A 25,795-nucleotide genomic window follows, 5' to 3' on the forward strand; every position below is an offset into this window, starting at 1 on the left:
CCTGCGTTGTGGCGATGAATGTCATCCGGTCCGTGCACCATGGCGAGGCCGGTCACTGCTGCTGGTCCGACTGGCGATCCCGCCAGTTGCTTTCAACGGGCCATACCGAGACCTGCTCACGGACCGTGATGGAGGACCGGGGCAGCTCCACGGCGGGCAGTTGCGGGGAGTCCGAGAGCACCCAGGTGTCCTTGGACCCGCCGCCTTGGGAAGAGTTCACGATCAGGGAGCCTTCCTTCAACGCCACCCGGGTCAGGCCGCCGGGCAGCACCCAAACGTCGTCGCCGTCGTTGACCGCGAACGGACGCAGATCGACGTGCCGGGGCCCGAACCGGTCCCCCGAGAGCGTCGGCACGGTGGAGAGCTGCAGGACCGGCTGCGCGATCCAGCCCCGCGGATCCGCCAACACCCGCTTCCGCAAGGCATCCAGCTCCTCCCGCGAAGCGTCCGGACCGATCACCAGGCCCTTGCCTCCGGACCCGTCCACCGGTTTGACCACGAGTTCCTCGAGCCGGTCCAGGACCTGCTCGCGGGCTTCCTTCTCCTCTAGCCGGAAGGTCTCCACATTGGCGATCACCGGCTCCTCATGCAGGTAGTACCGGATCAGGTCCGGCACGTAGGAATAGACCAGCTTGTCGTCGGCCACCCCGTTGCCCACCGCGTTCGCAATGGTCACCCCGCCTGCCCGGGCGGCGTTCACCAGTCCCGGACACCCCAGCATGGAATCGGAACGGAACTGCAACGGGTCGAGGAACTCATCATCAATCCGCTTGTAAATCACATCCACGCGCTGTTCACCGGCCGTGGTGCGCATGTAGACCCGGTTGCCGCGGCAGATCAGGTCCCTGCCCTCCACCAGCTCCACACCCATCAGCCCGGCCAGCAGCGTGTGCTCGAAGTAGGCGCTGTTGAAGACCCCAGGCGTCAACACCACCACCGTGGGATCATCCACCCCAGACGGCGCCGTCTTCCGCAACGCCGAGAGCAGACGGCGCGGGTATTCCTCCACGGGCCGGATGGGCTGCTGCCCGAACGCCTCGGGCAAGCCCTTCGCCATCGCCCGCCGGTTCTCCAGCACGTAGGACACACCGGACGGCACCCGCACGTTGTCCTCCAGCACCCGGAACGTGCCCGCCGCATCACGGACCACGTCGATCCCGGACACGTGCACCCGCACTCCGCCAGCCGGCTCGAAACCATGCACCGCACGATGGAAATGCGCGCTCGTTGTCACCAACGCCCGCGGCACCACACCATCTGCGACCACCGCCATCCGCCCGTACACATCATCGAGGAACGCTTCCAAGGCGCGCACGCGCTGCTTGACCCCACGCTCAAGAACATCCCACTCGTCAGCCGGAATCACCCTCGGCACGATATCCAACGGGAAAGGACGCTCCTCCCCCGCATAATCGAAGGTCACGCCCCGGTCCAAGAAGGTCCGCGCCATCGACTCGGCACGCGCACTCACATCGGCAAGCGAAAGCTCGCGGAGTGCACCGTCCACCTGACCATAGGATTTTCGCGCAACTGTGCCTGGGGCGAACATTTCGTCGTAGGCGCCGGAACGGGCGGCGGCCTCGGAGTAATCCCGGAATAGCTCTGACATGGGATTCAGACAATCACCTTTTCGATTACGAACGCATTTCGCGTTCTGCATGTTGCGACACCAAGTGTGAACCCGGTTCGCATTTCAGCGCTTGCATGCATCAAGGTTGACGAATGCACCCCAATCGTTTCCCGGCCCCCGTCTCCCGATTGGGAGCCGGGATCGTCATGGCAGTGGCAGCCACTGGACTTGCCTTCATTGTCCATGCCCTGCTTCCCCCCATCCCTGCCATGACAGCCGCTGTAGCGCTGGGTTTGTTAGCTGCAAATATACCGGGCACGGCGGCATGGGCTGCCGGACGCGCCCGCCCGGGGCTGGACTTCGCCGGCAAGCACCACATGCGGGCGGGCATCGTGCTGCTGGGCTTGAAGGTCAGCGTTGTCGATGTCCTCGACCTTGGCTGGTTTGCGCTCGTCCTGATTGCCGCCGTCGTGCTCCTCAGTTTCGCGGGCACGTATGGGCTTGCCCGACTGGTGAAGCTTCCGCGCGAGGGCGCCCTGCTGATAGCCACCGGTTTCTCCATTTGCGGCGCCTCGGCGATCGGCGCCATGGCCGCAGTGCGCCGCATCAAACACCAGGACACTGTCCTGCCCGTTGCCCTGGTGACGCTTTGCGGGACGCTCGCCATCGGCGTCCTGCCCCTGCTCATGCACCCCTTGGGCCTGAGTCCCCAACAATTCGGTGCTTGGACCGGCGCTTCCGTCCACGACGTCGGTCAAGTAGTTGCCACGGCACAGACCGCGGGTCCGGCGGCGCTGGCCATCGCCGTCGTCGTCAAACTGACTCGGGTGATCCTGCTGGCTCCCATTGTTGCGGGGGCCGGCCTCACGCAACGGTGGTCGATGCGGCGGAAGTCACGCAACGGCAATGAGGCGAATGACGACGGCGGCAAGTTCCCGCCGATCGTTCCCCTGTTCGTCCTCGGGTTCATGGCGATGGTGGCCGTCCGTTCCTTGGGCTGGTTGGGCCCGGGCGTCCTGGACGCTGCGGGCGGACTCCAGGACATCCTGCTCGCCTCAGCCTTGTTCGGTCTGGGTTCAGCGGTCCGCGTCCGGACGCTGTTGCTCACCGGGGGGCGCGCCGCTCTGGTTGCCCTGGGCTCGTGGTTCCTCATCGCATTGCTGGGACTGGGCGCCGTCTTGCTCATGATTAGATAGCTGAGTGTCGAATCGCAATCTGGCGCGCGCTGAGGCCGCCTCCCGTTCAGCCCTGATCAGCACGCACAGCTACGATGTCTCCCTGGACGTCCGCGAAGCCGCTGACCCTGACGTGCCGGGGTATATGAGCCGGAGCGTCATCAACTTTTCTGCCGAGCCCGGTTCCTCCACGTTCCTGGATTTCATCCACGGTGGTGTCCACAGCGTCTTCCTCAACGGAAAAGGGCTAGACGTAGCCGAGGTAGTGGACGGCGACAGGATCCACCTCAACAATCTTCAGGCCGAAAACCAGGTGACGGTCACCGGAACGGCCCTTTACAGCCGGTCCGGAGAGGGCATGCACCGCTTCGTCGATCCCGCCGACGGGCAGTGCTACCTCTACACGCAGTACGAACCGGCGGACGCCCGCCGCGTCTTCGCGAACTTCGAACAGCCGGACCTGAAGGCCGAATTCACCTTCCACGTCATGGCGCCTTCCGCCTGGCAGGTGGCCTCCAACGGCGCCGAGCTCGCCCGGACGCAACTGACGAGCGATCCGGCAACGAGCCGCTGGGACTTCGCCACCACCAAGCCGATGTCCACCTACATCACCACCGTCCTCGCCGGTCCCTATTTCCGCGCTACGGACCACTGGAGCAAGACGCTCGACGACGGGACCAGCCTTGAGGTTCCGCTGGCGCTTTATTGCCGCGCATCCATGCAGGAGTCCTTCGATGCCGCGGAGCTTTTCCGGTTGACGAAGAACGGCCTGGACTTCTTCAACGACCTCTTCGACTATCCGTACCCGTGGGGCAAGTACGATCAGGCGTTCGTGCCCGAGTACAACCTTGGTGCGATGGAAAACCCGGGCCTGGTCACCTTCACGGAGAAATACGTCTTCACCTCACGGGCCACCGATGCCCAGTACCAAGCCCGCGCCAACACCCTCATGCACGAGATGGCCCACATGTGGTTCGGCGACCTCGTGACCATGACCTGGTGGGATGATCTCTGGCTCAAGGAATCCTTCGCCGACTACATGGGCACGCTCGGCGTGGACAAGGCCACGGACTGGGACAGCGCCTGGGTGAATTTCGCGAACAAGCGCAAATCCTGGGCATATCTGCAGGACCAACTGCCCACCACGCACCCCATCGTTGCGGACATACCCGATCTGGAAGCCGCCAAGCAGAACTTCGACGGGATCACCTATGCAAAAGGTGCGTCGGTCCTCAAGCAATTGGTGGCTTACGTCGGCTTCGAAGCCTTCATTGGCGGCTCGCGACGCTATTTCAAGGATCACGAGTACGGCAACACGACGCTGACCGACCTCCTCGAAGCATTGAGCGCAGCGTCAGGCCGGGACCTTGGAACCTGGGCCCGGCAGTGGCTGCAGACTTCAGGGATTTCCACCATTGCAGCCGAAATCTCCGGGAACGGCGATGCCATGGAGTCAGTCACCCTGCGCCAGGACTCCGTGGACCCCATCACGGGGAGGCAGGAACACCGCCCCCACAGGCTCCGGATCGGTCTCTACGACTTCGATGACAGTGGCAGGTTGCTCCGAACCGAGGTCGTCGAGACCGATGCCCAAGGCGCCGAGACCGCGGTGGAGGCACTGGCGGGCAAGCCGCGCCCGGCTCTTCTCCTCGTCAACGACGACGACCTCAGCTATGCCAAGGTCCGCCTGGATGCGGGGTCCGAGGCAACAGTGCGTTCCGCCTTGGACCGACTCAGCGATTCGATGGCCCGGGCACTGTGCTGGACTGCCCTGTGGGATTCAGCGCGCGACGCCGTCACGCCGGCGGTGCTGTACGTCAACGCCGTCGAACGCTTCGCCCCCGCCGAGTCAGGAATCGGCGTGCTGCAGAACGTCCTGGGCAACGCTGTGACCGCCGTCGAGCGTTACGTGCCGGCGCCGCAACGCAGTGCCGTCCGCGGGAGCCTGCTGGAGACGAGCGGGCGGCTAATGCGCACAAGCGAGCCCGGTTCGGACCAGCAACTTGCCTGGGCCAGGACCCTGGCCGAGCTGTCGCGCCGTGATGATGCCTACGTAGAGTTCCTCCGCGGCATCCTCTCCGGAGGCGTCATTGTGGACGGCTTGACGGTGGATGCGGATCTGCGGTGGAGCCTGTGGCAGGCCCTTGCAGCGAATGGGTCGGCCGAGCTGCCGGAATTGGATGCCGAACTTGCCAGGGACCACACGGCATCCGGCCGCGAAGGCCATGCGCTGGCCGCCGCTGCCCGTCCCGATGCCGCAGTCAAGGCAGCCGCATGGGATGCCGCAGTGAACAACACCACCCTCTCGAACGAGATTCTGAGCGCGACGATCGCAGGTTTCTCCGTTTCCCCGTCGGGACTGCTGGACGGGTTCACAGAACCGTACTTCGATTGCTTGGAAAGCGTCTGGGAGTCCAGGAGCATAGAGATCGCAGGCCGGATTGTGCGGGGTCTTTTCCCGTCAGCCCAGGACCTCGCCCCGGGCATGATCCCGGCGGATCACCCGGTGCTCCAGCGCACGGACGATTGGCTTGCGACGCAAACGGGAACCCCGAGGGCCCTCCGACGGATTGTCATTGAGCAGCGGAGCCATTTGTTCCGCGCCCTGACGGCTCAAGCCCCCGGCTGAGTTCCGGGCGACGCCGACCCTTCTCCGGCCGGGCCGGCGTTGAACCTGGGGATCGCCGGCATCGTCTTTAGATGCAAGCCCGGCGCTCCGCATGGGCCTTTCTTGAGGACGGTTACCATGAAGATTCCCCGCCCCGTGCTTGCCGCCGCAGCGCTGGGCACCACCCTATTGCTCGGAGCCTGCTTCGGCGGACAGCCCGCCGCTCCGGCGCCGGTTAGCCCACCCACGAGCACTGCGCCTTCTACCGGCACACCGGCGCCTTCGCCGAACGTCACCACCGGGACTCCCACGCCGTCGGCCTCCCCGACAGCGACGCCGATCGCGCCACCGGCTGCCCCGCCTGCCACAGTTCCGCCCACGCTAGTCCCACAAACTCCAGTCCCGCCAGCCGTCGTTCCCCCACCGGTACAGGCGCCGCCCCCGATGGTGCCGGCTCCAGCACCCGCCCCGCCTCGTATGATACCGCCACCCCCGCGGCACCCCAATGGCGGCGACCACGACGGTGACGACAACGGCGGACCGGACGACGGCGATGGAAACAAGTAGCGCCCCGGCCCGCTCCAGGGCAACGCTGTCCGCAAGGATAGCTGTGATCACAGCTAGCGGGATCATAGCCATGGCAGCCTGCAGTTCCCCTGTCCAGAAGCCGTCGCCAACTGTTCTATCAGCAGAAGCGCCGTTCGCCTGGTTCAACGCCGCACCGGCTCCGGCAGGGTGGAAAACCATGGAACTTCCGGATGGCACCGGGGTCCTTTCAGTCCCATCCGACGCCAGTCCCGCGGAAAGCGATCCCGGCAGCGTATCCGCAGCTGTCACGTCTTCAACGGGCGAACTGCGGATATACCTCAATGCCACTCCTCAGCAGGGCAGCGAGTCGCTGGAAAACTGGAACACCTTCAGGCTCGACCACTTGGCTGACGAGAACTCCTCGGCGCCCACCAAGATCGCTGACCATACCGGAATGGCTTTCCGGGGAGGCACTGGTTCCTGCGTGGACGACAGCTACGTGACCCGCGTCGGCAACAACCGCTACCGTGAGATTGCCTGCTTCGTGGCCGGCAGCCGGGGCAGCAGCGTCCTCATCGTGGCGGCTCCCGCCGATTCATGGCCACTCTACGGTCCGGTCTTGGAACAGGCAGTGAATGCGTATCGGGCCGGGTAGCTATTAGGGAACACGGTGCAGCCATTCCTCGGTACCGAACTTTGACTGCACCCGCTCACGCGCCGTTGCCAATTCGGCGTCGGAGATGCGTGACTCCGTGGCGCCGTAGCGCTCGACGAAGACCTCCTGCATGGCCTTGATGATTTCTGTCCTTGCCAGGCCGGTCTGGCGTCGCAACGGATCCACGCGCTTCTTGGCACTCCGGGTGCCCTTGTCGGAGAGTTTCTCCTTGCCGATGCGCAGGACTTCGACCATTTTGTCTGCGTCGATGTCGTAGCTCATGGTGACGTGGTGCAGCATGCCGCCGTTGGCGAGGCGCTTTTGCGCGGCACCGCCGATCTTGCCTTGCTCGGTGGCGATGTCATTGAGCGGGACGTAGAACGCGGTAATGCCCAGTTTCTCCAGGGCGGCCATGACCCACGCGTCCAGGAACGCGTATGAGTCGGCAAAGCTGATGCCATCCACCAGGCTCTGAGGCACATAGAGCGAATAGGTGATGCAATTTCCGGCCTCCATGAACATGGCTCCCCCGCCGCTGATGCGGCGGACCACAGTGATGCCGTGGCGCGCGACGCCGTCGGGATCTACCTCGTTGCGGTAAGACTGGAAGCTGCCGATCACCACTGACGGCTCTTCCCAGTCCCAGAAGCGCAAGGTGGGGTTGCGGAGCCCCGCTCCCACCTGCTCAGTGAGGACCTCGTCCAACGCAACGTTGAGGTGCGTGGGAAGGACCGACGGCGGGATGACCTGCCACTCGTGGTCCGCCCAGCCACTGGCCTTGGCAAGCGCCCGGCGGACAGCAACGGCGACGGCATCGGCGGAAAAGCCGAACAGGACCGAGTCGGCAGGCAACGCGGCGGAGACGGCAGCGGAAATCTCGGCCGGCGTCGAACTTTCCGGGAGTCCCGTAATGGCCCGGTTGATGTCCAGCAGGGCCTCGTCCGGTTCCAGGAAGAAGTCTCCGCTGAGCGAGACGTGCGCGAATTTTCCGTCCACCACGTCGAGGTCAACGACCACGAGCTTTCCGCCAAGGACCTTGTATTCGCCGTGGAGTTGTTGCTCGCCTCGCTCGAAAGCCATGCTGGAAGTCATGGCTTCCATCCTGCCGGAAAACGCAAAAGCCCGCAGCCACCGAAGATACGGCGGGTGCGGGCTTTCACCAAAGCTTGGGGGTGAAGTTGATTACTTCTTGCCGCCGAAGCCCTTGAAGCGAGCGTTGAAGCGCTCGACGCGGCCTGCAGAGTCCATGATGCGCTGCTTGCCCGTGTAGAACGGGTGGGACTCCGAGGAGATTTCGACGTCGATGACCGGGTAAGTGTTGCCGTCTTCCCACTCGATGGTCTTGGAAGAAGACACGGTGGACTTGGTCAGGAACTTGACGCCGGAAGCCAGGTCGTTGAATACAACAGCTTCGTACTTCGGGTGGATATCAGACTTCATAATGGGACCTTTTGCTCACGCAGCTGGATTTTGCCAGCTGCCAGGTATGAATGGATTCGGTCCGCACACCATGTGCCGTTCAGAGCGGTTTCGCTTGAAAACAGATACCCAGTGCCGGGCCAACAATCCATCATAGCTGAAACGGCACCTCGCGACGAACCGACCCAACGGTGGGTGGCGTCACTCTCGGCTGGGGCGGCCACGTACAATCCCGCCAGGACAGCAGCCAAGAAAGCCTCGAAGACGCAGCAACAGGTGATGACGGGCAGGAACTCTGCGACGGACCGGCAGCGCCCAACAGCCGGCCACGGAGCGGACTCCTTCTTTCCTGAGCGACCGGCTTACGGGCACTTACGCGGAAGAAGAAGGGTGTCTCGCTGGAATGCGGACCCATCCCCAGAAGCCTCAAGCATTCCTTCAAGAGCTTTGGGACAATAATCACAACTGTGGAATTACTGCCATGTTAGCCCCGGACGCTTTCCGGTTTGAAAGGATCGAATGATGGCTGAGAACCAAGACCGCGGACCCATTGAACTTTCGACGGCCAACCTGGTCGAGAAGTCTTTCGACTCACTGATCACCAATCCCGAGACCTCCTCCGGGGTGTCCGCAAGTGACTACATGTCAATGATCGCCAGTTCGAACATCGTCAGCGACAGTTCGAACGTCGTTAGCGATAGCTCCAACATCACTGGGGACTGATGCCGGCGTCCGGTCTGGGCGTCCTGGTTTTCCTCGTGGCTGTAGCGCCCGGCTTCTATTACGAAATCCTCCGACAGCGCCGATTTACACGAGCGAAGGAATCTGCGTTCTTCGAGATCAGTCGCATTCTGGTCGCATCCGTGGTCATTGGACTAATCGCCGGGTCGGGCGCCTTTGGCGCATGGGTGTGGGCGGCCCCGAACGAGCCACCCAATGTCGCAGCTCTCCTTCGACATGACCTTCAATACATCGGCGATCATGTCGCGCTTGTCGTCGGGTCGCTAGTCACCTATCTCGGCGCCAGTGCAGCAATTGCCCATGTCGCCAATGCATTCCACAAACGCGGAGCCGGGGATTTGATCACAGCCCATTCCCTCTGGCACGAGGTCTTCCGGAATCGGGTCCCTCCTGGACGCAAACCTGTCGCGAGGGTCACTTTGAAATCCGGAGCAGTCTGGATGGGCAAAGTAGCGAAATATAGCGCAGAGCATGAACTTGCCGACCGCGAGTTGGTGCTCTTTAAACCCATCTACCTCGGCACGGTTTCGACAGGAAAGTTAGGTCTGACCCATCACGATTCAGTGGTCCTCAGGGGTGCCGAGATTGAGAGCTTTTCGGTAGATTACCCGGGGGCTGATCCTTCAGAGAGCGAGCCAGAGTGAAAACACCAAGGACCAGCGCAGAGACGATAGATTCCATGAGGGAGCAGCTCTTCTTCCTTCAGGCCTCATGCAAGGCATTCGATGACGGGGGGACGCGAGAGTCGAAGCGGATCGCTACATCGCTTAGAGTCCTCTTGTATCACACGGCGGACACACCACGCGGGTCGTCACATGCCCTTCTAAGGCTGGCAGGTGTGCTCGACAGTTTGCTGATCTTGGACAGTGCAGGAGAAGTCGACCTTCCGCGACCAGAGTCAACCTTCACTCTTACCGCAGTCCGCATGAAGGTTGGCGGGGATCACAAGACTTTCGACAACTCCTTCGCTCCGAAGTTCGACGAAGACGGCCCCTATGCGCAGCCGGAACCCAGCGTGCAGATCCGCGCCCTCCTCCAGGGCGGAAGGCCGGAAGGGCTCCAGGCCTGCACGTACCGTTCGACAGGTGGTGGACGCAGACTGTCATTAATGGCCCGAAGGGCCAGAAGTTCAGCAGGAAGACCCTCGTTCTGGCAGTTGCCAATCAGGACGGCGGGGCGCATGTCGACCCCACACTCAATGCTGACTACTACGAGCTGACCAGGCTCAATTCCTTGGAAGTCTATGCAGGCGGCGACAGGGAACAGATGTATTTATCGTGGGGAAGCCCGGATCCCGAAGCACCCGATGCGGAGTTGACGTCCGCAGGCTCTCCCGTCCCCGCGTCGCTGAGGCAGATTGCATGGCAACTGGTCAGAAGTCTAGAGGGACGCTATCCGCAGTTCATAGCGTGAGAGCCCGGGCATTGCTTGCCGCCCGGTAAAGGATCGGCTGACGGTCACCACAGGTGAGCCGTTAGTGAATTACAGACTATTGCGGGAGTCGCGGAGCATACTCGTGTCCCGCGAAGGTGTGCCGAACCCGGCGGGCCGCAAACCGATCTCCCGGGACCGACTGGGGTCGCCACGACGTACTTCTCCGAAGGAGCGAAGCTACTGGGGCCCAGCCTCGTGAATCCTCCAGCCTTCGGCCGGCGTGTAGGCCGCGAGGACGGGGCCCTCGCCAAAGGCGGGACTTAGTCCGTGGGCATACCGCAAGACAGCTGAGGTGCAATGCAAACCCTGCAGAACATCTTTCGCCCTGGGTAGAGCGTCGCCAAAACTAGCGCACTGGATAAGGGAACGACCAGCAGCCTGGTCGGTCACGTATTCCACGAAGTACGCCATGGGCGGAAGCATGACACACCCGTCAAAGCCGGAATAGAGCCTTAAGTCACAGCTGTGGACGTCGTTGATGCAGCCTCTGGAGATCACATGCAGCACGGACGTCTCCGGACTCATTCCCTGACGCCCGCCACGGCGGGAAAAGCCACCAACGTTACTAATGAGATGGGTCGTGGACATGCCACAAAGATGTCCACAAATAGGCCATAACCCGCGTAATTTCAGGGTTTTTGGTACCCACCTCATATATCAACTTTGGTCCCACGGAGTTCATGTGGTCGTACCAGACACTGTTAAGAAAGGAGATGGGTGCTCCCTAGGCAGAATCTTCCCTGCGTGCTGGACCGGGAAAACACATGCCCGAGGTGGGACTCGAACCGCATTCCAACCCTTGCAGACACTGGTAACTCCCGAAAGCATGCCGAGTACGGCCCAGTCCGGCGGGAAGAGTGTGCACCTTTGTGCACACCCCGTTTTTGGCGAAGGTGGAAGCCGCGCTGAATGCCGTCGTCGTCAGCTTCGGCGGAACAATCAAACGGGTTTGCCGAGGCGGTCTAGGCAGTCGTTGAGGTCCGAGCGGGTGTATATCCAGTCCAAGGGTTCGGCCGTGCTGTTGTAACGGCGATCGTCCTGTTTGGGAAGGAGTCCATTAGATGGCCGCAGTTCCAACTGTGACCCCGCCGCAGACGTAGAGCGTCTGCCCGGTCACAAAGCCCGCGCGTTCGTCGAGGAAGTAGGCGGCGGCTTGGGCCACATCTTCTGGGGTGCCCATGCGCCTTACTGGGATGCCGTCGATGATGGCCCTAGTGCGAGGGCTGTCGCTCGGGTTCGCCTTGGCGAACAGATCTGTCGTGATTGGCCCGGGACCGATCGCGTTGGCGGTGATTCCGGAGGCGCCCAGCTCCAACGCCCAGACCCGGGTGAGCCCGATCAGTCCGGCCTTGGTGGAGGCATACGCCGAGCGGAGTTCTTTGCCCAGAGCCGCTCGCGAGGAAATGGTCACGATCCGTCCGAAGCCAGACTCCTTCATGCCGGGCATCAGCGCTTGGGTGCACTGCATGGCGCAGCGGAGGTTCAGCGCCCATGCGCGGGTCAATTCGTCAAGGGACTGCTCCTCCGCTGAACCGGGGAAGACTGCTCCAACGTTGTTGACTATGCTGGTGATCGGTCCGCCTTCAAGTGCGTCTTCCAAGGCTTGGGCGGTGGAGGCGGTATCGGAGAGATCGGCAAGAATGCCGTCGCCGATGCGGTCGATGACGACGACCTCGAGGCCGTCTTGCCGGCAGCGTTCGGCGATGGCGGCGCCGATGCCCGATGAACCTCCCGTCACCAGAACACGTCGCGGGGCTTGCATTTGGTCAGTCATTACATGGTTCCTATCGGGGTTACTGGGGAGCCGAATCCGTTGCCATACCGCCGGCCTAGGTGGCGAAATGCGTCAGCGAAGTTGAGTTTGAACAACGTGTCGAGTATCTGGACGAAGGCACTTTGAGTTTGGATGTCGTGATCCCTTGCGGCTCTGGCCTATTGGTGTTGCTGCCGGATCAGTCCGAAAGGCACTGCCGGATCGGCCCTAACGGTGTACTTGCCGGGACCGGTTCGCGTGATCATCATTCCTGTCTGGTGGCGCGTCGCAGCGCCCTGGACCTCGGCGATTGCGTCGTCAAGCGCCCGGTCAACCTTTGAAGCGTGGTCGACCCTGACCTCCAACATTCCGGGTGATAATTCCAACGAAGACGATCCTGTCATGGTGCGAGGACCACTGAGGCGGTGGATTGCAGGTCCGTTACCGAAAAGCCGGCGTGGAGTTGATATGTGCCGGCCTCGTAAGTCCATCCTTTGTCCCAGTAGGCGAGCAGCCTGGTGGGCACGTTCACCACCTCAGAGACGGTTTCGCCTGGTTCGGCCCAGACTGGCCTGGAGGCGACGAGCCAGCGGACGGGGCGGTCTACGGTTGAGCCGGGTTTTTCGGCGTAGATCTGTACAACTTGTTTGCCGGGGCGGTTGCCGGTGTTGGTCAGGGATACGGTTACGGGTACTGCGCCGCCCGGCGAGGAAGCGGCCGGGGCATCGGCGCTGTCGAGCGTCCAGGTGGTGTAGCCGAGGCCGTAGCCGAATTCGTAGGCGGGTGTCGCTCCGGTCTTGAGCCAGGCGCGGTAGCCGATGTGGATGCCTTCGTCGTAGCGGAGTTTGCCGTCGGTGTCGGGCGTGGTGTTGATGACCGGGAGGGTGCCCTGGGTGGCGGGCCAGGTAGTAGGGAGCCGGCCGCCGGGTTCGGTGTGGCCGGTGAGGATATCCGTGAGGGCGTGGCCGAATTCCTGACCGCCGAAGTAGCCGATCAGGGTGGCCGCGACTTCGTGGCGCCATGGCATCAGGACCGGAGAGCCGGCGTTGACGATCACGATCGTACGGCGGTTGGCGGCTGCGACGGCATGGACCAGGCGGTCCTGCAGTCCCGGCAGGTCAAGGGTGGCGCGGTCGTAGCCTTCTGACTCGACACGGGAGTTGGTGCCGACCACGACGACGGCAACGTCGGCTTCCCGGGCTGCGCGGGCAGCGTCGATGATGAGCCGTTCGGGGTCGGAGTTGTCGGCCTCGGTGCCGATGGTGATGCTGAGGGCGTTGGCCAGTGCACCGGTGCGGTTTGCGATGTCGAGTTCGATGCGGACTCTAAGGGGCGTGCCCGCGGTGACTTGCACGGGGATGGTTTCGGAGGGTGGGGCGAGGAAGGCGGCGCCCAGGTCCGTGCCGGTGGGAACGATTGTGGCCTCGTGCCTGAGCTGGCCATCGATGTAGATGCGGCCGTGGCCTGCGGTCGCGAAACCGAGGTGGATGCTGCCGGTTTCATTCGGCGCGTACGTGGTCTCGAAACGGACCATGGATGTCTCCGCGATCGGCGCGTCTCCGCCGAACCAGACCAGCGCCGTGGATCGGCGGTCCTCGGCGAACAGCTCGCTGCCGTCCGCGCCCAGGAACGCGACCCGAAGCCCGGGTTTTCCGGTGGCCGGGTTGGTCAGCTGCTCCAGGGGAAGCTCGGCGACGCCTTCCTGGACCACGGCTCCGACATTGTACGTGACCTTGTCCGCCCCGAATGCGGCGCGGATCCCGTCGAGCGGGGTGACGACCTTTTCGGGCAGGACCGTGGCTGACCCGCCGCCTTGCGTGCGGGCTTGCAGGGCGTTGTGTCCGATCACCGCGATCCTGCCGATCCCGCCCGGGTCCAGCGGCAGCACACCGTCATTCTTCACCATCACTGTGCCGGCTGCGGAGGCCTCGCGGGCTAACGCGGTCGGATCCTCCCGGTCCACCGGCTCAGCCTGCACGGGATCAAAACCTTCCAGCGCGCCGACCCGGGCGGCGAGCTGCAGGATCCGCAGGACTTTCCGGTCGATGCTGGACTCTGCGACCTCCCCGGCCCGAACTGCGGCGACGAGCCCTTCTCCCCACGGCCCGTCAGGACCAGGCATGACCAAGTCCTGGGAGGCGTTGGCGGAGTCGATGCTGCGCACGGCCGTCCAGTCGCTGATGACCACGCCGTCGAATCCCCATTCGCTGTTCAGGGGCGTTTCCAGCAGGTCGTTTTCCGTGGCGGTGGCGCCATTGATGGAGTTGTAGGCGCTCATCACTAGCCACGCATTCGATTCGACGATCGCTTTTTCGAAGGCGAGCAGGTACAGCTCGCGGAGGGGACGTTCGTCGACCAGGACGTCCACGGTGAACCGGTCCGTCTCGGAGTCGTTGGCCACATAGTGCTTGGGCGTCGCGCCCACGCCGTTGCGTTGCAGACCGGCCACATAGGCCGCTGCGAGTTCGGCCGTCAGTACGGGATCCTCGCTGAACGCTTCAAAGTGGCGCCCTCCCAGGGGGGAGCGGTGCAGGTTGATCGTCGGACCGAGCACGACGTCGACGCCCTTGCGGCGGGCTTCGACCGCGGATGCGGCGCCGAGGCGGTCGGCAATGGCGGGGTCCCAACTGGAACTGATGGCAGTGGCGGAGGGGAAGTTCATGGAGGGTTGACGCTCGTCCCATACCTCTCCACGCACGCCACTGGGGCCGTCGGAGACCAGCATGCGGCGCAGCCCGATCTTCGGCACGGGCCAGGTGGTCCAGAAATCGCGTCCGGTGAGAAGCTGGATCTTCTCCTCCAGGGTCAACTGGGTCAACAGGGCGTGCAGATGTTGGCCTGTCGTGAGTTCCGGCGACTCGTTTGGGGTGAGGGCTTCCATGGTTCTCCTGGTAGTGATCGTGTGGTGCCGTCGGCAAGCGGCAACGTATTGGGCGGGGGGCTTTAGCCGGGAGGCTGAGCTCCTCCCGGGGCCGGTCTTACGCCTGGAGTAGGGCTTCCTGACGGCGCTGCTCGAGCGTGTCACGGACACGGATGACATCCCGCGGGTAGTAGAAGTAGAGAGCTGTCAGGACTGCTGCGTTGACCAGCATGAGGACGACCAGGGTCCAGAGGAATACCGACTGGATACCGAGTGTCGCGGCAAGGGCGCCGGCCCCGAGCGAGAAGACGGCCCAGCCAATTGTCTCGAACACGGTCAGGAAGATCGCAAAGGCCTGGCCGCGGAGTTCCGGCAATACCACGGCGGCGACGATGGGTCGGTTGGCGGGCGGGTTGGCGCCTTGGGCAAATCCGAGAAGTGCCCAGAATGCGCCGTAGATGCTGATGTTGTCATAGTGGAACTGGGTTGCGAAGAAAGCAACGGCGGCGAAAAGGACCTGGGCCCCTTGCAGGTAGGCTACCCGGCCACGGTCGGGCAGGATCCGGTCCAGAAGAGCCATCAGCCACCCCCCGCCCACCGTGCCGGCGAAATAACCCAGGCCGAACGGCACCAAAACGATCGCAGCGACCGCGTTCGTGAAGCCCCGCTCGACGACGAGGAACTGGATGCCGAAGATCGCAAGGAGGAGATGGCCTGAGAGCAATCGCGAAAACATCATGACGGAGAAGCTCGGGACGCGGAACAACGAGAGGACCGAGCGTATGGTGACTTTCGGGGCCAGATGCTCGCGGCCTGCAAGATCGGCAAGTTGTTTTTCCGAGGCGCCCACCCCGGGGTCCCCGAGGAATAGGGTCACCAAGAGGCCGGCCAGAATGCAGATGCCGCCAATGGTCCACATGCCGAACCGCCAGCCATCAGTGATGCCCGTGAACAATGCGATCAGCGGGGCAATAAAAGAGGTGATGAGGCTCATGAACCCGTAGAAGTATCCGGCCGCCTTGCCCCGGTGGCTGTCATCGAAGGAGTCGGCAATGATTGCGTTGGCGATCGGGCTTCCGCCGATGATGGACGCTGACATTAGCGTGTTGAATATCAGGAGCTGGACGAAATCGTTGGAAAAACCGGCTGCGATGCCGAAAACTCCGCCAGTTAAGGTGGTTGCAATCAAGGCGTTGCGGCGGCCAATCTTCCCCGCGAGCCATGCCCATGCTGGTCCGGCCGGGACCGAAGCGAGCTTTCCGAGGGCCGCAAGCAGGCCGAGGTGGCTGCTCTGCAGTTTCAGTGCGCTTGCGATGGTCGGGAAGAGGGTGGCGCTGAGGCCGGCCTCCGTGTTGTCCACGACAGTGACTCCGGTGAGGACTGCGAGGTTCCGCCAGCGGCCAGGTACCGTGCTGGCTTGATCGGCTCCCTCTGTGGGAGAAGCCGTGGAGAGTGCGAGGCCGGGATTGGTGTTCATGGAATTTGGTCCTGTCTACATTGTCAGGCTGGGGTGTCTTGGCTGGGATGTCACGCAGTCACTGCGAGGGCCAGTTCATCGGCGACGGCGATGAGGGCGCTTACGGGAACCGGGATCACGGCTGCTAGCCGGTAGAGACTGAGCTGCGCGGGGATGTTGACGAGCTCGGTCCGGATGAGTTCGGGGAGATTCTTCTCAAGCGCCTGGCGGCTGCGGGCGTCCTGAAGCAGTTCCAAGATCGAAACGGTGAGAGCGGCTCCGCCGTCGGCGAAGCTGGCGAGGGGCGGCAGCGGCTCCAGGGCCATCCGTGCTCTTTCGCTCTGTTCCATCACAAGCAGGTGCTCGCTGTTTGGTTCCTCGTTGAATGGAATCCCGAGCCGCTCAAACTGGCTTTGGGGAGCCTCATTGTTATGCATAAGACGGGCCAGGAGCTTTAGCATTCGCAGCTCGATGTCCTCATCCGTCAGAGGTTGTTGTTGCTGAGGGTCGGCTTCGAGGTCGAACAGCAAGGTTCCATGTGCCCAGGAGTTCATCATTGAGGTCGTCTGGATCTGGAGGGTACGTAGTCCTTTGGTGAAGCCGAATGGCTCTGCCGGTTGCCAGTCAAGGAGCTCGCCGATCCCGAAACGGGAACGCATGTGGGTCGGCATGAGGGTGAAGTCCTCGAGAGGGGAGTTGGAGGGGTCTTTGGCGGCGCGCATGTAGACATAGCGGCCGTCCGTGACATTGACATGGCCTCCGTGAATACCGAAGAGGGCTGCTTCGCGTACTTCGCTGTCGTCCTCCAGTACCAGGGCCAGGTCCTGGCCCTGCATATCGGGTGTGGGTTCCAGGCTGAAGTAGCGCAGCATCGTGGGTGCGATGTCAATGGTTTGCGCCAAGGCTCCGCGGCGGGTGTCTTTGCCCCCGGTCCGTGGGTCCCAGAGGAACATTGGCAGGTGGACGAGTTCGTTGAACCAGGGCTGGACGGATTTGGCCCACCAGCCGTGTTCGCCAAGCAGGAATCCATGGTCTGTGTTGACCAGCAGAAGGGTGTCTTCCCATAGGTTGTACCGGTCCATGGCGTCCAAGACACGGCCCAGTGACTTGTCACACATGGACACCAGCGCGGCGTACTCATAGCGGGCATGCTCCACCTGGTCCTCGGGCTCGGTGACCTTTTGGTAGCCGGGCCAATCGAACTGGGGACCATCGTATTCATGCTCGTACATGGCCTTATAAGCGCTGTGCGTAAAGAACGGTTCGTGCGGATCGAACAGTTCAAGTTGCAGCATCCACTGGTCGGCCCGATGGTTTGTATCGATGAAGTGCAGGCCGGCATCTACTGTTTTCGTTTGGGAGTGCTCAGCTTCGGTCTTCATGTAACTGCGGTTGATCATGTCCTGGCGCTTCATGCCGGCGTAGCGGTCCTGTGAGCTTTGGGCCGGTTCCACGACTCCCTTCCAGGGGTCGCCTTCCTGTCCGCGGAAGAACTCCCAGGTGGTGTAGCGGGGGTGATAAGTGGCGCCGCCGTCTTCCCAGTAGTGGGGGTGGTCGGAGACGAGGTGCGTGTGCACGCCGGCATTGCCAAGGATTTCTGGCATGGAGTCATCGAATGGTTCTAAAGGGCCCCAGCTGCGGTGCAGGAAGTTGTACCGTCCCGTGTGCATTTCACGCCGAGCGGGCATGCAGGGCATGGATCCGGCATAGAAATTCTCAAAGGTCACAGACTTCGCAGCCAGCCGGGCGAAATTTGGCGCGTTGACGAACGTGTCGGCAGCGTACGGAGCGAGCATGTGCCTGTTGAGGCTGTCGAACATGAGAATAATGGCCCTCATCTGGGGGTCCTTCCTGAAAGTACGGAACGGCCAAAGGCGCGCAACAGAACGACGACTGCGGTCAGCTGGCGGCGTCGGCCAGGAGCTCGCCGGGCACTGCCGTCAGAGAGCGGGAGGAAAGATTGCCCTCCAGAAGGTCGCGTCGGATTTCCTTCAGTGCAGCGACGTGTGCATCCATGGCGTTGGCTCCCATGATGTGCAGACGCTCCCCCACTGATTCGGCGAGCTCTGCATCGAACGGGATCGTCGGCGCCCAATCCTCCCGCCGATCCCGGGACCGGTAGCGAGCGATCTCATCCTGACGGGTCTGGATTTCAACATCGAGAATTCGCAGCAGTTGCTCGCCACTCATGAAGCCCGCGAAGGCCAGCCGGGCGCCTAGCTCGGGGTCTTGAAAGCGCGTGGCCGGATGGTAAGGCCCGGTGAGCCAGTCGAGGAATACTGTCGCCCCTTCGTCGGTGACTCGGTAGGTTTTCGCGTCCTGCGCACCGGGGCGAGGATCGACGCTGTGGGTCACCCAGCTTTGCTTCTCCATTCCTCCCAGTGATCGATAAACCTGGCTCATTTGCGTGTTCGACCGCAGGAAACGTCCGTGGCCGTCCAGGAACTTCTTGAGGTCGTAGCCCGTGGCCGGATGCTCCAGCAGGACCCCGAGGAGGAGGTCTTCAAGCTTCATATCTGTCTCCATTGGCGGGATGTTGAGTGACTTCGATCACTCCATTTATGATGACTATTGCACAAGTAGAAGCCTCAGTCAATGACACAAGTGGAATCCACTGCTACGCTATTCGTAGAAATTACCGACGATTGGCATGGGAACAAGCAAATGAACCCTTCATCGCTCAACAATTGCTGCTCTGTCCCCCGCTCTCCGGCGGACCGCGCTCAGGAGAATGCGAACCAGACCAGCCTTCCCTTGCCTGCGCAGGGTTTGGTCAGCACGGCCACACATGATGATGTGCTAGTTCGTGGTGGCGTCTTCGCCATGGGTGACGCTTTTCAGGAGGGCTACCCTGCTGACGGTGAAACTCCGGTTCACGAGGTCCGGCTTGATGCGTTCCGGATTGATGCGACGACGGTGACGAACCGGATGTTCGCGACATTCGTGGAGGAGACGAGCTACCGTACAGAGGCCGAGCAATACGGTTCTTCTGCCGTGTTCCATCTGCTGTCCACGGCATCTGACCGGGATGTGCTTCGAGCTGCCCCCGGAGTGCCGTGGTGGTTGAATGTCCGCGGGGCCGATTGGGCCCATCCGACCGGACCGGACTCAACCTGGCGCGGACTCGCGGACCACCCCGCAGTCCACGTCTCGCATAACGATGCCATCGCTTACTGCGCTTGGACTGGCCGTCGGCTACCCACCGAGGCCGAGTGGGAGTACGCGGCCCGGGGTGGATTAACTGGAATGCGTTACGCCTGGGGCAACGAACTCACACCCGACGGCGAACACCGCTGCAACATCTGGCAGGGCACGTTCCCAACGATCAACACCCGGGATGACGGACACCTTGGCACCGCGGGAGTAAGGGCCTTCCCGCCGAACGGATACAACCTCTACGAAATGGCAGGGAATGTCTGGGAATGGTGCCAGGACTGGTTCTTGCCCAATTACTACCGCAACTCCCCCGCCGACAACCCGCAAGGTCCAACAGCCGGCACGGGACGTGTCATGCGCGGAGGTTCCTACCTCTGCCACGACTCCTATTGCAACCGATATCGAGTCGCGGCCCGAACCTCAAACACACCCGATTCCTCCTCCGGGAACTGCGGCTTCCGGACCATAGCCCTGCCTTAGCCACCGTCAGGCACCACAGCCGGTAACGAACAAGAGGAAATCCCCCAGTGTCAGATGCAGAATCCCAAGACAGCGGAAATCGCAGTGGTTTGTCCGTCCGGATCCTTCGGGGCGGTCATGAACCAGATCCGCGGTTCAGCCTCGCCAACGAACGCACTTTCCTTGCCTGGATCCGCACCTCTTTGGCGCTCTTGGCAGGCGGCATCGCCGCTGAGGCATTCATGGGCGACCTCTTCGGCTCGGAACTGCGCAAAACAATCGCAGTATTCCTGCTATTACTCGCCCTGGTGATAGGCGGAGGCTCGTTCTTCCGGTGGCTGAACGTCGAGCGTTCCATGCGGCAGAAAACGCCACTGCCGCTGCCTTGGATCGCCCCCATCCTGGCGACCGGGGGCGCCCTCGTCGCCGCGGCCATGATTGTCGTCGTCTTCGTCCGGCCCGCCTGACCCATGCCAGCCCCACATCGCATCCCGGTGCACGACGACCCGGGACTCCAGCCTGAGCGGAGCGACCTTGCCTGGGGCCGCACAACTTTGTCCATGATTGTTTCCACCGCAAGCTTCCTGCGCTGGATGCCCCATCACGGCTGGTTTGCCGGCACTCTCGTGCTGACTGCGGGAATCGCCGCACTAGCCATCCATCTGTCTCGCAGGCGACGCTTCCACCGGGCCGTCCGAGGTATCAGTCAAGGTTCCATGTCACCTGACATCGCCGGCACCGCGGCTGTCGCGTCCAGCGTCGCAGTACTTTCGATCCTGGGAATCTACGCTGTCCTGTTCCTGCCCATAGGGTTATGATCAGGATCCGGCCGATTCGCATTGGCAGTCGCTGTCTGCACAACTGCGCGGCCGGCCCGGGCGCAGGACATGTCCAGTCCTCGGCCGCGACTGCCATCCAAATTGAGCTGCGGAGATGCGTGGGAATGTACTCCCCCGCACCGGAGGCCTCCACGGCCGAAGGCGCTCATCACTTTCCTTGGCGGGCGTTCTCCTGCAAGCTGTTCCTAGTCCATCCGTGATGAGATGAACGAGTATCCCTACACGGGAATGGCGGTTAGGAACAGCGTGCGTGGAAGACGCCGGGATCTGGGATGACTCATTTCTGTCGACGCCCTTCAGACGCTTCACTCGTTATTGCCTTCGCAACAGCACGGGAAACCTGCGACGCAATTCGCGAAGGCAACTTCCCTTACCAACTTCCTACACAATCACCGTAGGCGAGGACCGACCCACCCAATTCCCGGGCTGACCCTTGTCCAGGGGTTAGCCTGCGTAGCTATCAAAGTGACCGAGACCGCGAAACCTCCACTGGCTCGGTGAACATGCTTGGGAAGCGCTTGTGTAAGGCTTAGGCTTTTCGTCCTTGGCCTCTGTAAACGGTGTCCTTCGGTTGCACAACGGCGCCCAGGTGACGGCTGATGTCGCTGGAGGTGCGCAGTAGCTCGTCCTTGAGATCATCGAGAAGCGCTTGCTTTGTGAAGCGGCTGCTCGCAACGGCAATATTGACTCCCGCCACCACGCGTCCGTCGGCGTCGACGATGGGTGCGGCGATGGATCGCAGTCCTGCGGCCACCTCTTCGTCTTGGATCGCGTAGCCTTGCTCGCGGATACCGGCCATCTGGGCCTCGAACTCTGCGAAGGAACGGACAGCGTTGGGGCCTCCCCCCTCATTGAAGGATCTTTCGCTCAGAAGCTCCTGGCGTCTGCCGGCTTCGAGCTGAGACAGCAAAACTTTGCCGATGGAAGTTGAGGTTGCCGGCAGCGAAGAACCTGCTTCCAAATGCGCTGTGACAAGGTCGCTGTTCCGGATCCGGATCAGATACAAGATCCGGTCCCCGGTCAGGATGCCAAGGTTGACTGTTTCCCCGATTCTGCGCGAGAGGTCCTTCAGTGGGCCTTCGGCCACACCGACGAGTCCGGACGCGCGCAGGCTTGCGAAACCAAGTTGCAGCACTCCCACGGCCGGGAAGTATCGCCCATCCTTGTCCTTGTCCAGATAACCTTCATGCTCGAGGGTCGAGACGACGCGGAATAGCGTTGCTGTCGGTATCTGAACCAGTTCGACCAGCTCGGTCAACCGCTGTGGCTTGCCTGTATCAGCCAGAATCCGCAACACACGTAGCCCGCGGGCCAGCGCTTCCACTTGGTATTTAGCCATTGTCTCGAGCATCGATTCGCCTCCATTTCCTAACTCCCTTCCCCGCCAGGGACAGGGGTCTGGTAACCATAACGATCCCGCACGGAACCGTGGACAGGACTACATCGGCGAGCTATTATTTTCGTACAACGATAATCATTATCGCACAATGAAAATGGAGATGCAATGAGTAGTCCTGACTGGCTTGGCCTGGCCGGCAAGAAAGTATTGGTGGCTGGTGCTGGCGGATTGGGGTCTGCGGTAGCCACAGGGTTCGCAGAGGCGGCAGCCAACGTGCTGGTTATCGATCGCGATGAGGAACGGCTGGAAAAGATCGCCGTGGAACCCGCATTTCAGGCCGCCGGCGGACACACGCTCGTTGCAGATCTTTCCACAGGGGACAGCGGGACCTCCGTCGTGGAGCACGCGCTGAAAGTTCTCGGCGGCCTTGATGTAGTGGTGCACAGCATTGGCATCAATGACCGTCGGCCGGTGCTGGACTTTAGCGAAGAGGACTGGTGGCGCATCGTGGACACCAACCTGTCCACAGGATTCCGTCTGGCGCAGGCAGCAGGGAGGCACATGCTTGGGCAAAAGGACGGCCGAATCATTTTCTTTTCCTCGGTCTCGGGCCTGCTGGCACATAAGAACCACGCCCCGTATGCCGCAACCAAGGGTGGAATCAACCAGCTCATGCGCGTAATGGCTGCCGAGTGGGCGGGCGAGGGCATCACCGTCAACGCTGTGGCACCGGGGTATGTTGAAACCCCGCTGACGGAGGCCTACCTGGACAAGCCCGGCGTCCGGGAGAATCTTGTCAGCCTCGTTCCGGCCGGCCGGTTGGGAACTCCAGACGAGGTGGTCGGGCCAATCCTCTTTCTAGCCTCACCCCACGCCTCATTTGTGACCGGGCACGTCATGTACATCGACGGCGGCCGTACCTTGGTCTGAATCCTGTCCTCGGGAAGCAGGTTCAGTTCAGAATTACTTTGGAGTAACCATGAACCCAGAGACAGCCCCACCGGCGGCCCTGTCGATGCCGGAGAAGAACAAGAACCTATTCGGTGCGGGTTCCGGGTAGCCGGTACCCGCTCCGTGACGTAACTCCAAGAATAGGAAAACCATGTCTCAGCGGCACCGCAGCCTGACCAGTGACCAGCTAGACGCTGCCCAGAAAGAACTCTACGACAACATTCTCAACGGACCGCGTGGGGCCGGCAAACAGCTATTTCCTCTGGCGGCACAAGACGGCTCGCTCAACGGGCCTTTTGGCGTCATGCTGCATGCTCCCGTCCTGGGCAACGCGTTGCAGAACCTGGGCGCGGCGATACGCTACAAGTCCTCGCTCAGCGATCGAGTACGCGAGATCAGTATCCTCAGGGTTGCAGTCATACAGGGCAGTGATTTTGAATGGTTCGCTCATGAGCGGGTGGGCAGGGCAGCCGGTCTGACCGATGAGGAGCTACTGGGGATCCGCACCGGCAATTTTAAGTCGGCTGACGAATCGGAACAGGTCGGGTTTGAGATTGTCGACGCACTGTTGGTCAGAGGCGACGTCTCTGATGAAGAGTTCCATCGGACCGCCGGATTGATCGGTGTTCAGCAGATTTACGAGCTCGTCGTCCTGGTTGGCTATTATCGGACACTGGCGCAGTCAATGCGCGTTTTCGGCGTCGACGTGCCGCAGACCGACAACTGAGTTGGGTGCAGCCCCGAAGCAACGTGGAGGACGTGCTCTTCCAACTATGGATGATACACACCCCTGAATGGACTGCCCCGGATGACCCATCCGGCTTCGGCCGGGCCCAGAACGAGCTTGTCTCCCACGCTCGCGTCCGCAGTCCTGCCCGCACGCCACCCAGGCTGCCGTTGCCGCGGATGTCCTGCCCGCAAGGGTCAAACACCGGGAAGGCCCGCTGGAGCTGGCCCGGCGGTGCGGGGTCAGCGCCCGGACCGTGTCCAGAATCCTAGCCCGTGCCGGCATGCCGCGCCTGTGGGACCTGGACCCGGTCACAGGGACCCGGATCCTGTCCTGCCGCAGCACGGACCGCCGCTACGAACGCGATGCACCCGAGACATGATCCACGTCGACGTGAAGAAACTAGGCCGGATCCCCGACGGCGACGGCTGGCGGGCTGACCCGTCGCACAATGCGGCCAACCACCGCTACTCGAACCAGAAGATGGGCTTCGACTACGTCCACGTCGCCGTCGACGACCACACCCTTTTCGCCTACGCCGAGGTCCTGCCGGACGAGAAAAGACCAACCTGCGCCGGCTTCCTCACCAGAGCAGCCGCGGCCATGGCAGCCCACGGGGCGCCGGTGCGACGGGTCATGACCGACAACGCCGTCGCCTACCGGTTCTCCCGTGACTTCCAGGATGCGCTGGCCGCGCCGGGCACCAAGCACGTCCTGATCAATCCACGCTACTCGTGGCAGAACGGCAAAGCCCCTTTAGGAAGGCTGGGGCCTACCGGCAGGCCCTCACATCGAAGCAGGCACGCACCGATGCCCTGCAGCCATGGCTAGACTTCTACAACAACCACCGGCCCCACGGCAGCCTCGGGCGTATAGCACCGATCAGCAGAGTGCAACCAAGCTACTGACTGAGTACACCTAGGCCACGCGTTCCCCGGCCGCAGCCTGGGCTTCATTTCTTCGGCCCGGACCGGCGCCCAGGCGCGGCCGGCGTTGTACTTTCGCCGCAACCGTCTGGCGTCTCGCAGCATCGTGGCTTCAAACCATTCAGCGATGGGGGGACCCCTCCATGTGGCTGGCGGCGTCGAAAGTGGCGCAGACCTCCCATGTCAGTCTTGGCTGAATGCGGCGTCGAAGCTGGTTTGGGAGGGCGGGAAGTCGTATTTCTTGAGGTTGGCGAGGGCTTCGGGGGCGCCGTGGAGGCGGTCCATGCCGGCGTCTTCCCATTCGATGCTGATGGGTCCGTTGTAGCCGATGGCGGTGAGGGCCCGGAAACTCGATTCCCAGGGCACGTCGCCGCGTCCGGCGGAGACGAAGTCCCAGCCGCGGCGCGGGTCGCCCCAGGGCAGGTGGGAGCCCATGACGGTGTTGCGGCCGGTGGGGCGGAGCTTGGTGTCCTTGCAGTCCACGTGGTAGATCCGGTCCTTGAAGTCCCAGATGAAGGAGACGGGGTCGATGCCCTGCCACATGAAGTGGGAGGGGTCCCAGTTCAGCCCGAACGCTTCGCGGTGCCCGATCGCTTCCAGGGTCCGCACGGTGGTCCAGTAGTCGTAGGCGATCTCGCTCGGGTGGACTTCGTGGGCGAAGCGGACGCCGCATTCGTCGAAGACGTCCAGGATGGGGTTCCAGCGGTCGGCGAAGTCCTGGTAGCCGGCCTCGATGACTTTCTCGGGGACGGGCGGGAACATGGCGACGTATTGCCAGATGGAGGAGCCAGTGAACCCGACGACGGTATCCACCCCGAGCGCCTTGGCGAGCCGGGCGGTGTGTTTCATTTCCTCGGCGGCGCGCTGGCGGACGCCTTCGGGGTCACCGTCGCCCCACACCTTGGCCCCGACGATCGCCTGGTGGCGGAAGTCGATGGGGTCATCGCAGACGGCCTGGCCCTTGAGGTGGTTGGAGATGGCCCAGACCTTGAGGTTGTATTTGTCCAGGATGGCGAGTTTGTTCTCGGCGTAGCCGGGTTCGTCCCAGCGCCAGGCGTCCAGGTGGTCGCCGGACACGGCGATTTCCAGGCCGTCATAGCCCCAACCGGAGGCGAGTTTGGCGACTTCCTCGAGGGGCAGGTCGGCCCACTGGCCGGTGAACAGGGTGTACGGGCGGGGCATTGGTTCTCCTTGCAGAA

General features: G+C 62.5%; 25 protein-coding genes. 12 read left to right on the plus strand and 13 right to left on the minus strand.

Annotation, left to right across the window (positions count from 1 at the left end; translation table 11 throughout):
* Positions 1-52 precede the first annotated feature (52 nt).
* Positions 53-1,609, minus strand: a complete 1,557-nt coding sequence (locus OOZ51_RS03080; protein ID WP_265977424.1) for a circularly permuted type 2 ATP-grasp protein — start codon at positions 1,607-1,609, stop codon at positions 53-55.
* Between the two features lie 113 nt (positions 1,610-1,722).
* Here OOZ51_RS03080 and OOZ51_RS03085 point away from each other — a divergent pair, with 113 nt between their 5' ends.
* Positions 1,723-2,766, plus strand: coding sequence for a YeiH family protein (locus OOZ51_RS03085; protein WP_265977425.1), 1,044 nt, complete (start codon positions 1,723-1,725; stop codon positions 2,764-2,766).
* A gap of 4 nt (positions 2,767-2,770) precedes the next feature.
* The gene (gene pepN / locus OOZ51_RS03090) at positions 2,771-5,374 is read left to right on the plus strand and encodes an aminopeptidase N (protein ID WP_265977426.1); all 2,604 of its coding nucleotides are present in this window, start codon (positions 2,771-2,773) and stop codon (positions 5,372-5,374) included.
* Here pepN and OOZ51_RS03095 read toward each other — a convergent pair.
* Both OOZ51_RS03095 and OOZ51_RS03100 read right to left on the minus strand, forming a co-directional pair.
* Positions 5,359-5,733, minus strand: a complete 375-nt coding sequence (locus OOZ51_RS03095; protein ID WP_265977427.1) for a hypothetical protein — start codon at positions 5,731-5,733, stop codon at positions 5,359-5,361. The genes pepN and OOZ51_RS03095 overlap by 16 nt on opposite strands.
* Before the next feature lies 1 nt (position 5,734).
* Positions 5,735-6,100 carry a hypothetical protein gene (locus tag OOZ51_RS03100; RefSeq protein WP_265977428.1) on the minus strand — a complete coding sequence of 122 codons (366 nt, stop codon included), beginning with the start codon at positions 6,098-6,100 and terminating at the stop codon, positions 5,735-5,737.
* Between OOZ51_RS03100 and OOZ51_RS03105 the strand changes: the two genes are divergently transcribed.
* Positions 6,099-6,536 carry a hypothetical protein gene (locus tag OOZ51_RS03105; protein WP_265977429.1) on the plus strand — a complete coding sequence of 146 codons (438 nt, stop codon included), beginning with the start codon at positions 6,099-6,101 and terminating at the stop codon, positions 6,534-6,536. The genes OOZ51_RS03100 and OOZ51_RS03105 overlap by 2 nt on opposite strands.
* Positions 6,537-6,539: 3 nt before the next feature.
* Here OOZ51_RS03105 and lplAB read toward each other — a convergent pair whose 3' ends face one another.
* Together lplAB and OOZ51_RS03115 are read right to left on the minus strand one after the other, a co-directional pair.
* A complete protein-coding gene (gene lplAB / locus OOZ51_RS03110; RefSeq protein WP_416346340.1) occupies positions 6,540-7,637 on the minus strand; it encodes a lipoate-protein ligase LplAB in 1,098 nt (365 codons plus the stop codon).
* An 81-nt stretch (positions 7,638-7,718) separates the two neighbouring features.
* Positions 7,719-7,976 carry a type B 50S ribosomal protein L31 gene (locus OOZ51_RS03115; RefSeq protein WP_009358283.1) on the minus strand — a complete coding sequence of 86 codons (258 nt, stop codon included), beginning with the start codon at positions 7,974-7,976 and terminating at the stop codon, positions 7,719-7,721.
* 501 nt (positions 7,977-8,477) lie between these two features.
* On the opposite strand from OOZ51_RS03115, the gene OOZ51_RS03120 reads away from it, so the two are divergent.
* Positions 8,478-8,678 (plus strand): hypothetical protein, encoded by a 201-nt coding sequence (locus OOZ51_RS03120; RefSeq protein ID WP_265977432.1) that lies wholly within the window; start codon positions 8,478-8,480, stop codon positions 8,676-8,678.
* Positions 8,678-9,340 carry a DUF6338 family protein gene (locus OOZ51_RS03125; protein ID WP_265977433.1) on the plus strand — a complete coding sequence of 221 codons (663 nt, stop codon included), beginning with the start codon at positions 8,678-8,680 and terminating at the stop codon, positions 9,338-9,340. The genes OOZ51_RS03120 and OOZ51_RS03125 overlap by 1 nt, the downstream gene beginning before the upstream one ends.
* Positions 9,341-11,187: 1,847 nt before the next feature.
* Here OOZ51_RS03125 and OOZ51_RS03130 read toward each other — a convergent pair.
* The 6 genes from OOZ51_RS03130 to OOZ51_RS03155 all read right to left on the minus strand — a co-directional run bounded on the left by OOZ51_RS03130 (position 11,188) and on the right by OOZ51_RS03155 (position 18,713).
* Positions 11,188-11,904, minus strand: a complete 717-nt coding sequence (locus OOZ51_RS03130) for an SDR family oxidoreductase (RefSeq protein ID WP_265977434.1) — start codon at positions 11,902-11,904, stop codon at positions 11,188-11,190.
* Between the two features lie 158 nt (positions 11,905-12,062).
* Positions 12,063-12,269 (minus strand): hypothetical protein, encoded by a 207-nt coding sequence (locus tag OOZ51_RS03135; protein WP_265977435.1) that lies wholly within the window; start codon positions 12,267-12,269, stop codon positions 12,063-12,065.
* A gap of 14 nt (positions 12,270-12,283) precedes the next feature.
* Complete coding sequence (locus tag OOZ51_RS03140; protein WP_265977437.1) at positions 12,284-14,764, minus strand: beta-glucosidase family protein; 2,481 nt, start codon at positions 14,762-14,764, stop codon at positions 12,284-12,286.
* A gap of 97 nt (positions 14,765-14,861) precedes the next feature.
* A complete protein-coding gene (locus OOZ51_RS03145; RefSeq protein ID WP_265977438.1) occupies positions 14,862-16,220 on the minus strand; it encodes an MFS transporter in 1,359 nt (452 codons plus the stop codon).
* Between the two features lie 50 nt (positions 16,221-16,270).
* Positions 16,271-18,037, minus strand: coding sequence for a sulfatase (locus tag OOZ51_RS03150; RefSeq protein WP_265977440.1), 1,767 nt, complete (start codon positions 18,035-18,037; stop codon positions 16,271-16,273).
* A 61-nt stretch (positions 18,038-18,098) separates the two neighbouring features.
* Positions 18,099-18,713: a PadR family transcriptional regulator gene (locus OOZ51_RS03155; protein WP_265977441.1), complete on the minus strand. Its 615-nt coding sequence runs from the start codon at positions 18,711-18,713 to the stop codon at positions 18,099-18,101.
* 150 nt (positions 18,714-18,863) lie between these two features.
* Between OOZ51_RS03155 and OOZ51_RS03160 the strand changes: the two genes are divergently transcribed.
* Genes OOZ51_RS03160 through OOZ51_RS03170 form a run of 3 tightly spaced genes read left to right on the plus strand, consistent with a single transcriptional unit; the run spans position 18,864 to position 20,632 of the window.
* The gene (locus OOZ51_RS03160; protein ID WP_416346341.1) at positions 18,864-19,835 is read left to right on the plus strand and encodes a formylglycine-generating enzyme family protein; all 972 of its coding nucleotides are present in this window, start codon (positions 18,864-18,866) and stop codon (positions 19,833-19,835) included.
* Positions 19,836-19,882: 47 nt separating this feature from the next.
* Positions 19,883-20,281, plus strand: a complete 399-nt coding sequence (locus OOZ51_RS03165; protein WP_265977442.1) for a YidH family protein — start codon at positions 19,883-19,885, stop codon at positions 20,279-20,281.
* A 3-nt stretch (positions 20,282-20,284) separates the two neighbouring features.
* A complete protein-coding gene (locus OOZ51_RS03170) occupies positions 20,285-20,632 on the plus strand; it encodes a DUF202 domain-containing protein (RefSeq protein ID WP_265977443.1) in 348 nt (115 codons plus the stop codon).
* A gap of 550 nt (positions 20,633-21,182) precedes the next feature.
* On the opposite strand, the gene OOZ51_RS03175 is transcribed toward OOZ51_RS03170, so the two are convergent.
* Positions 21,183-22,004, minus strand: a complete 822-nt coding sequence (locus OOZ51_RS03175) for an IclR family transcriptional regulator (RefSeq protein WP_265977445.1) — start codon at positions 22,002-22,004, stop codon at positions 21,183-21,185.
* A 153-nt stretch (positions 22,005-22,157) separates the two neighbouring features.
* Between OOZ51_RS03175 and OOZ51_RS03180 the strand changes: the two genes are divergently transcribed.
* From OOZ51_RS03180 to OOZ51_RS22470, 4 genes are all read left to right on the plus strand, one after another.
* Positions 22,158-22,922 carry an SDR family NAD(P)-dependent oxidoreductase gene (locus OOZ51_RS03180; RefSeq protein ID WP_265977447.1) on the plus strand — a complete coding sequence of 255 codons (765 nt, stop codon included), beginning with the start codon at positions 22,158-22,160 and terminating at the stop codon, positions 22,920-22,922.
* Positions 22,923-23,094: 172 nt separating this feature from the next.
* A complete protein-coding gene (locus tag OOZ51_RS03185) occupies positions 23,095-23,670 on the plus strand; it encodes a carboxymuconolactone decarboxylase family protein (protein WP_265977448.1) in 576 nt (191 codons plus the stop codon).
* 378 nt (positions 23,671-24,048) lie between these two features.
* The gene (locus OOZ51_RS03190; RefSeq protein WP_265977449.1) at positions 24,049-24,501 is read left to right on the plus strand and encodes a DDE-type integrase/transposase/recombinase; all 453 of its coding nucleotides are present in this window, start codon (positions 24,049-24,051) and stop codon (positions 24,499-24,501) included.
* Positions 24,486-24,578 carry a hypothetical protein gene (locus tag OOZ51_RS22470; RefSeq protein WP_416346342.1) on the plus strand — a complete coding sequence of 31 codons (93 nt, stop codon included), beginning with the start codon at positions 24,486-24,488 and terminating at the stop codon, positions 24,576-24,578. The genes OOZ51_RS03190 and OOZ51_RS22470 overlap by 16 nt, the downstream gene beginning before the upstream one ends.
* Before the next feature lie 201 nt (positions 24,579-24,779).
* On the opposite strand, the gene OOZ51_RS03195 is transcribed toward OOZ51_RS22470, so the two are convergent.
* The gene (locus OOZ51_RS03195) at positions 24,780-25,778 is read right to left on the minus strand and encodes a sugar phosphate isomerase/epimerase family protein (RefSeq protein WP_265977450.1); all 999 of its coding nucleotides are present in this window, start codon (positions 25,776-25,778) and stop codon (positions 24,780-24,782) included.
* Between the last annotated feature and the right edge of the window lie 17 nt (positions 25,779-25,795).

Source organism: Arthrobacter rhizophilus (assembly GCF_026241105.1).
In the GTDB taxonomy this organism is placed as follows: domain Bacteria; phylum Actinomycetota; class Actinomycetes; order Actinomycetales; family Micrococcaceae; genus Arthrobacter.

Bases quoted from the DNA above. Each gene is read 5' to 3' on its own strand.
- OOZ51_RS03080 (WP_265977424.1), bottom strand. From the start codon at position 1,609: ATGTCAGAGCTATTCCGGGATTACTCCGAGGCCGCCGCCCGTTCCGGC.
- OOZ51_RS03085 (WP_265977425.1), top strand. From the start codon at position 1,723: ATGCACCCCAATCGTTTCCCGGCCCCCGTCTCCCGATTGGGAGCCGGG.
- OOZ51_RS03105 (WP_265977429.1), top strand. From the start codon at position 6,099: ATGGAACTTCCGGATGGCACCGGGGTCCTTTCAGTCCCATCCGACGCC.
- OOZ51_RS03100 (WP_265977428.1), bottom strand. From the start codon at position 6,100: ATGGTTTTCCACCCTGCCGGAGCCGGTGCGGCGTTGAACCAGGCGAAC.
- lplAB (WP_416346340.1), bottom strand. From the start codon at position 7,637: ATGGAAGCCATGACTTCCAGCATGGCTTTCGAGCGAGGCGAGCAACAA.
- OOZ51_RS03115 (WP_009358283.1), bottom strand. From the start codon at position 7,976: ATGAAGTCTGATATCCACCCGAAGTACGAAGCTGTTGTATTCAACGAC.
- OOZ51_RS03120 (WP_265977432.1), top strand. From the start codon at position 8,478: ATGGCTGAGAACCAAGACCGCGGACCCATTGAACTTTCGACGGCCAAC.
- OOZ51_RS03125 (WP_265977433.1), top strand. From the start codon at position 8,678: ATGCCGGCGTCCGGTCTGGGCGTCCTGGTTTTCCTCGTGGCTGTAGCG.
- OOZ51_RS03130 (WP_265977434.1), bottom strand. From the start codon at position 11,904: ATGACTGACCAAATGCAAGCCCCGCGACGTGTTCTGGTGACGGGAGGT.
- OOZ51_RS03140 (WP_265977437.1), bottom strand. From the start codon at position 14,764: ATGGAAGCCCTCACCCCAAACGAGTCGCCGGAACTCACGACAGGCCAA.
- OOZ51_RS03145 (WP_265977438.1), bottom strand. From the start codon at position 16,220: ATGAACACCAATCCCGGCCTCGCACTCTCCACGGCTTCTCCCACAGAG.
- OOZ51_RS03150 (WP_265977440.1), bottom strand. From the start codon at position 18,037: ATGAGGGCCATTATTCTCATGTTCGACAGCCTCAACAGGCACATGCTC.
- OOZ51_RS03155 (WP_265977441.1), bottom strand. From the start codon at position 18,713: ATGAAGCTTGAAGACCTCCTCCTCGGGGTCCTGCTGGAGCATCCGGCC.
- OOZ51_RS03160 (WP_416346341.1), top strand. From the start codon at position 18,864: ATGAACCCTTCATCGCTCAACAATTGCTGCTCTGTCCCCCGCTCTCCG.
- OOZ51_RS03170 (WP_265977443.1), top strand. From the start codon at position 20,285: ATGCCAGCCCCACATCGCATCCCGGTGCACGACGACCCGGGACTCCAG.
- OOZ51_RS03175 (WP_265977445.1), bottom strand. From the start codon at position 22,004: ATGCTCGAGACAATGGCTAAATACCAAGTGGAAGCGCTGGCCCGCGGG.
- OOZ51_RS03180 (WP_265977447.1), top strand. From the start codon at position 22,158: ATGAGTAGTCCTGACTGGCTTGGCCTGGCCGGCAAGAAAGTATTGGTG.
- OOZ51_RS03185 (WP_265977448.1), top strand. From the start codon at position 23,095: ATGTCTCAGCGGCACCGCAGCCTGACCAGTGACCAGCTAGACGCTGCC.
- OOZ51_RS03190 (WP_265977449.1), top strand. From the start codon at position 24,049: ATGATCCACGTCGACGTGAAGAAACTAGGCCGGATCCCCGACGGCGAC.
- OOZ51_RS03195 (WP_265977450.1), bottom strand. From the start codon at position 25,778: ATGCCCCGCCCGTACACCCTGTTCACCGGCCAGTGGGCCGACCTGCCC.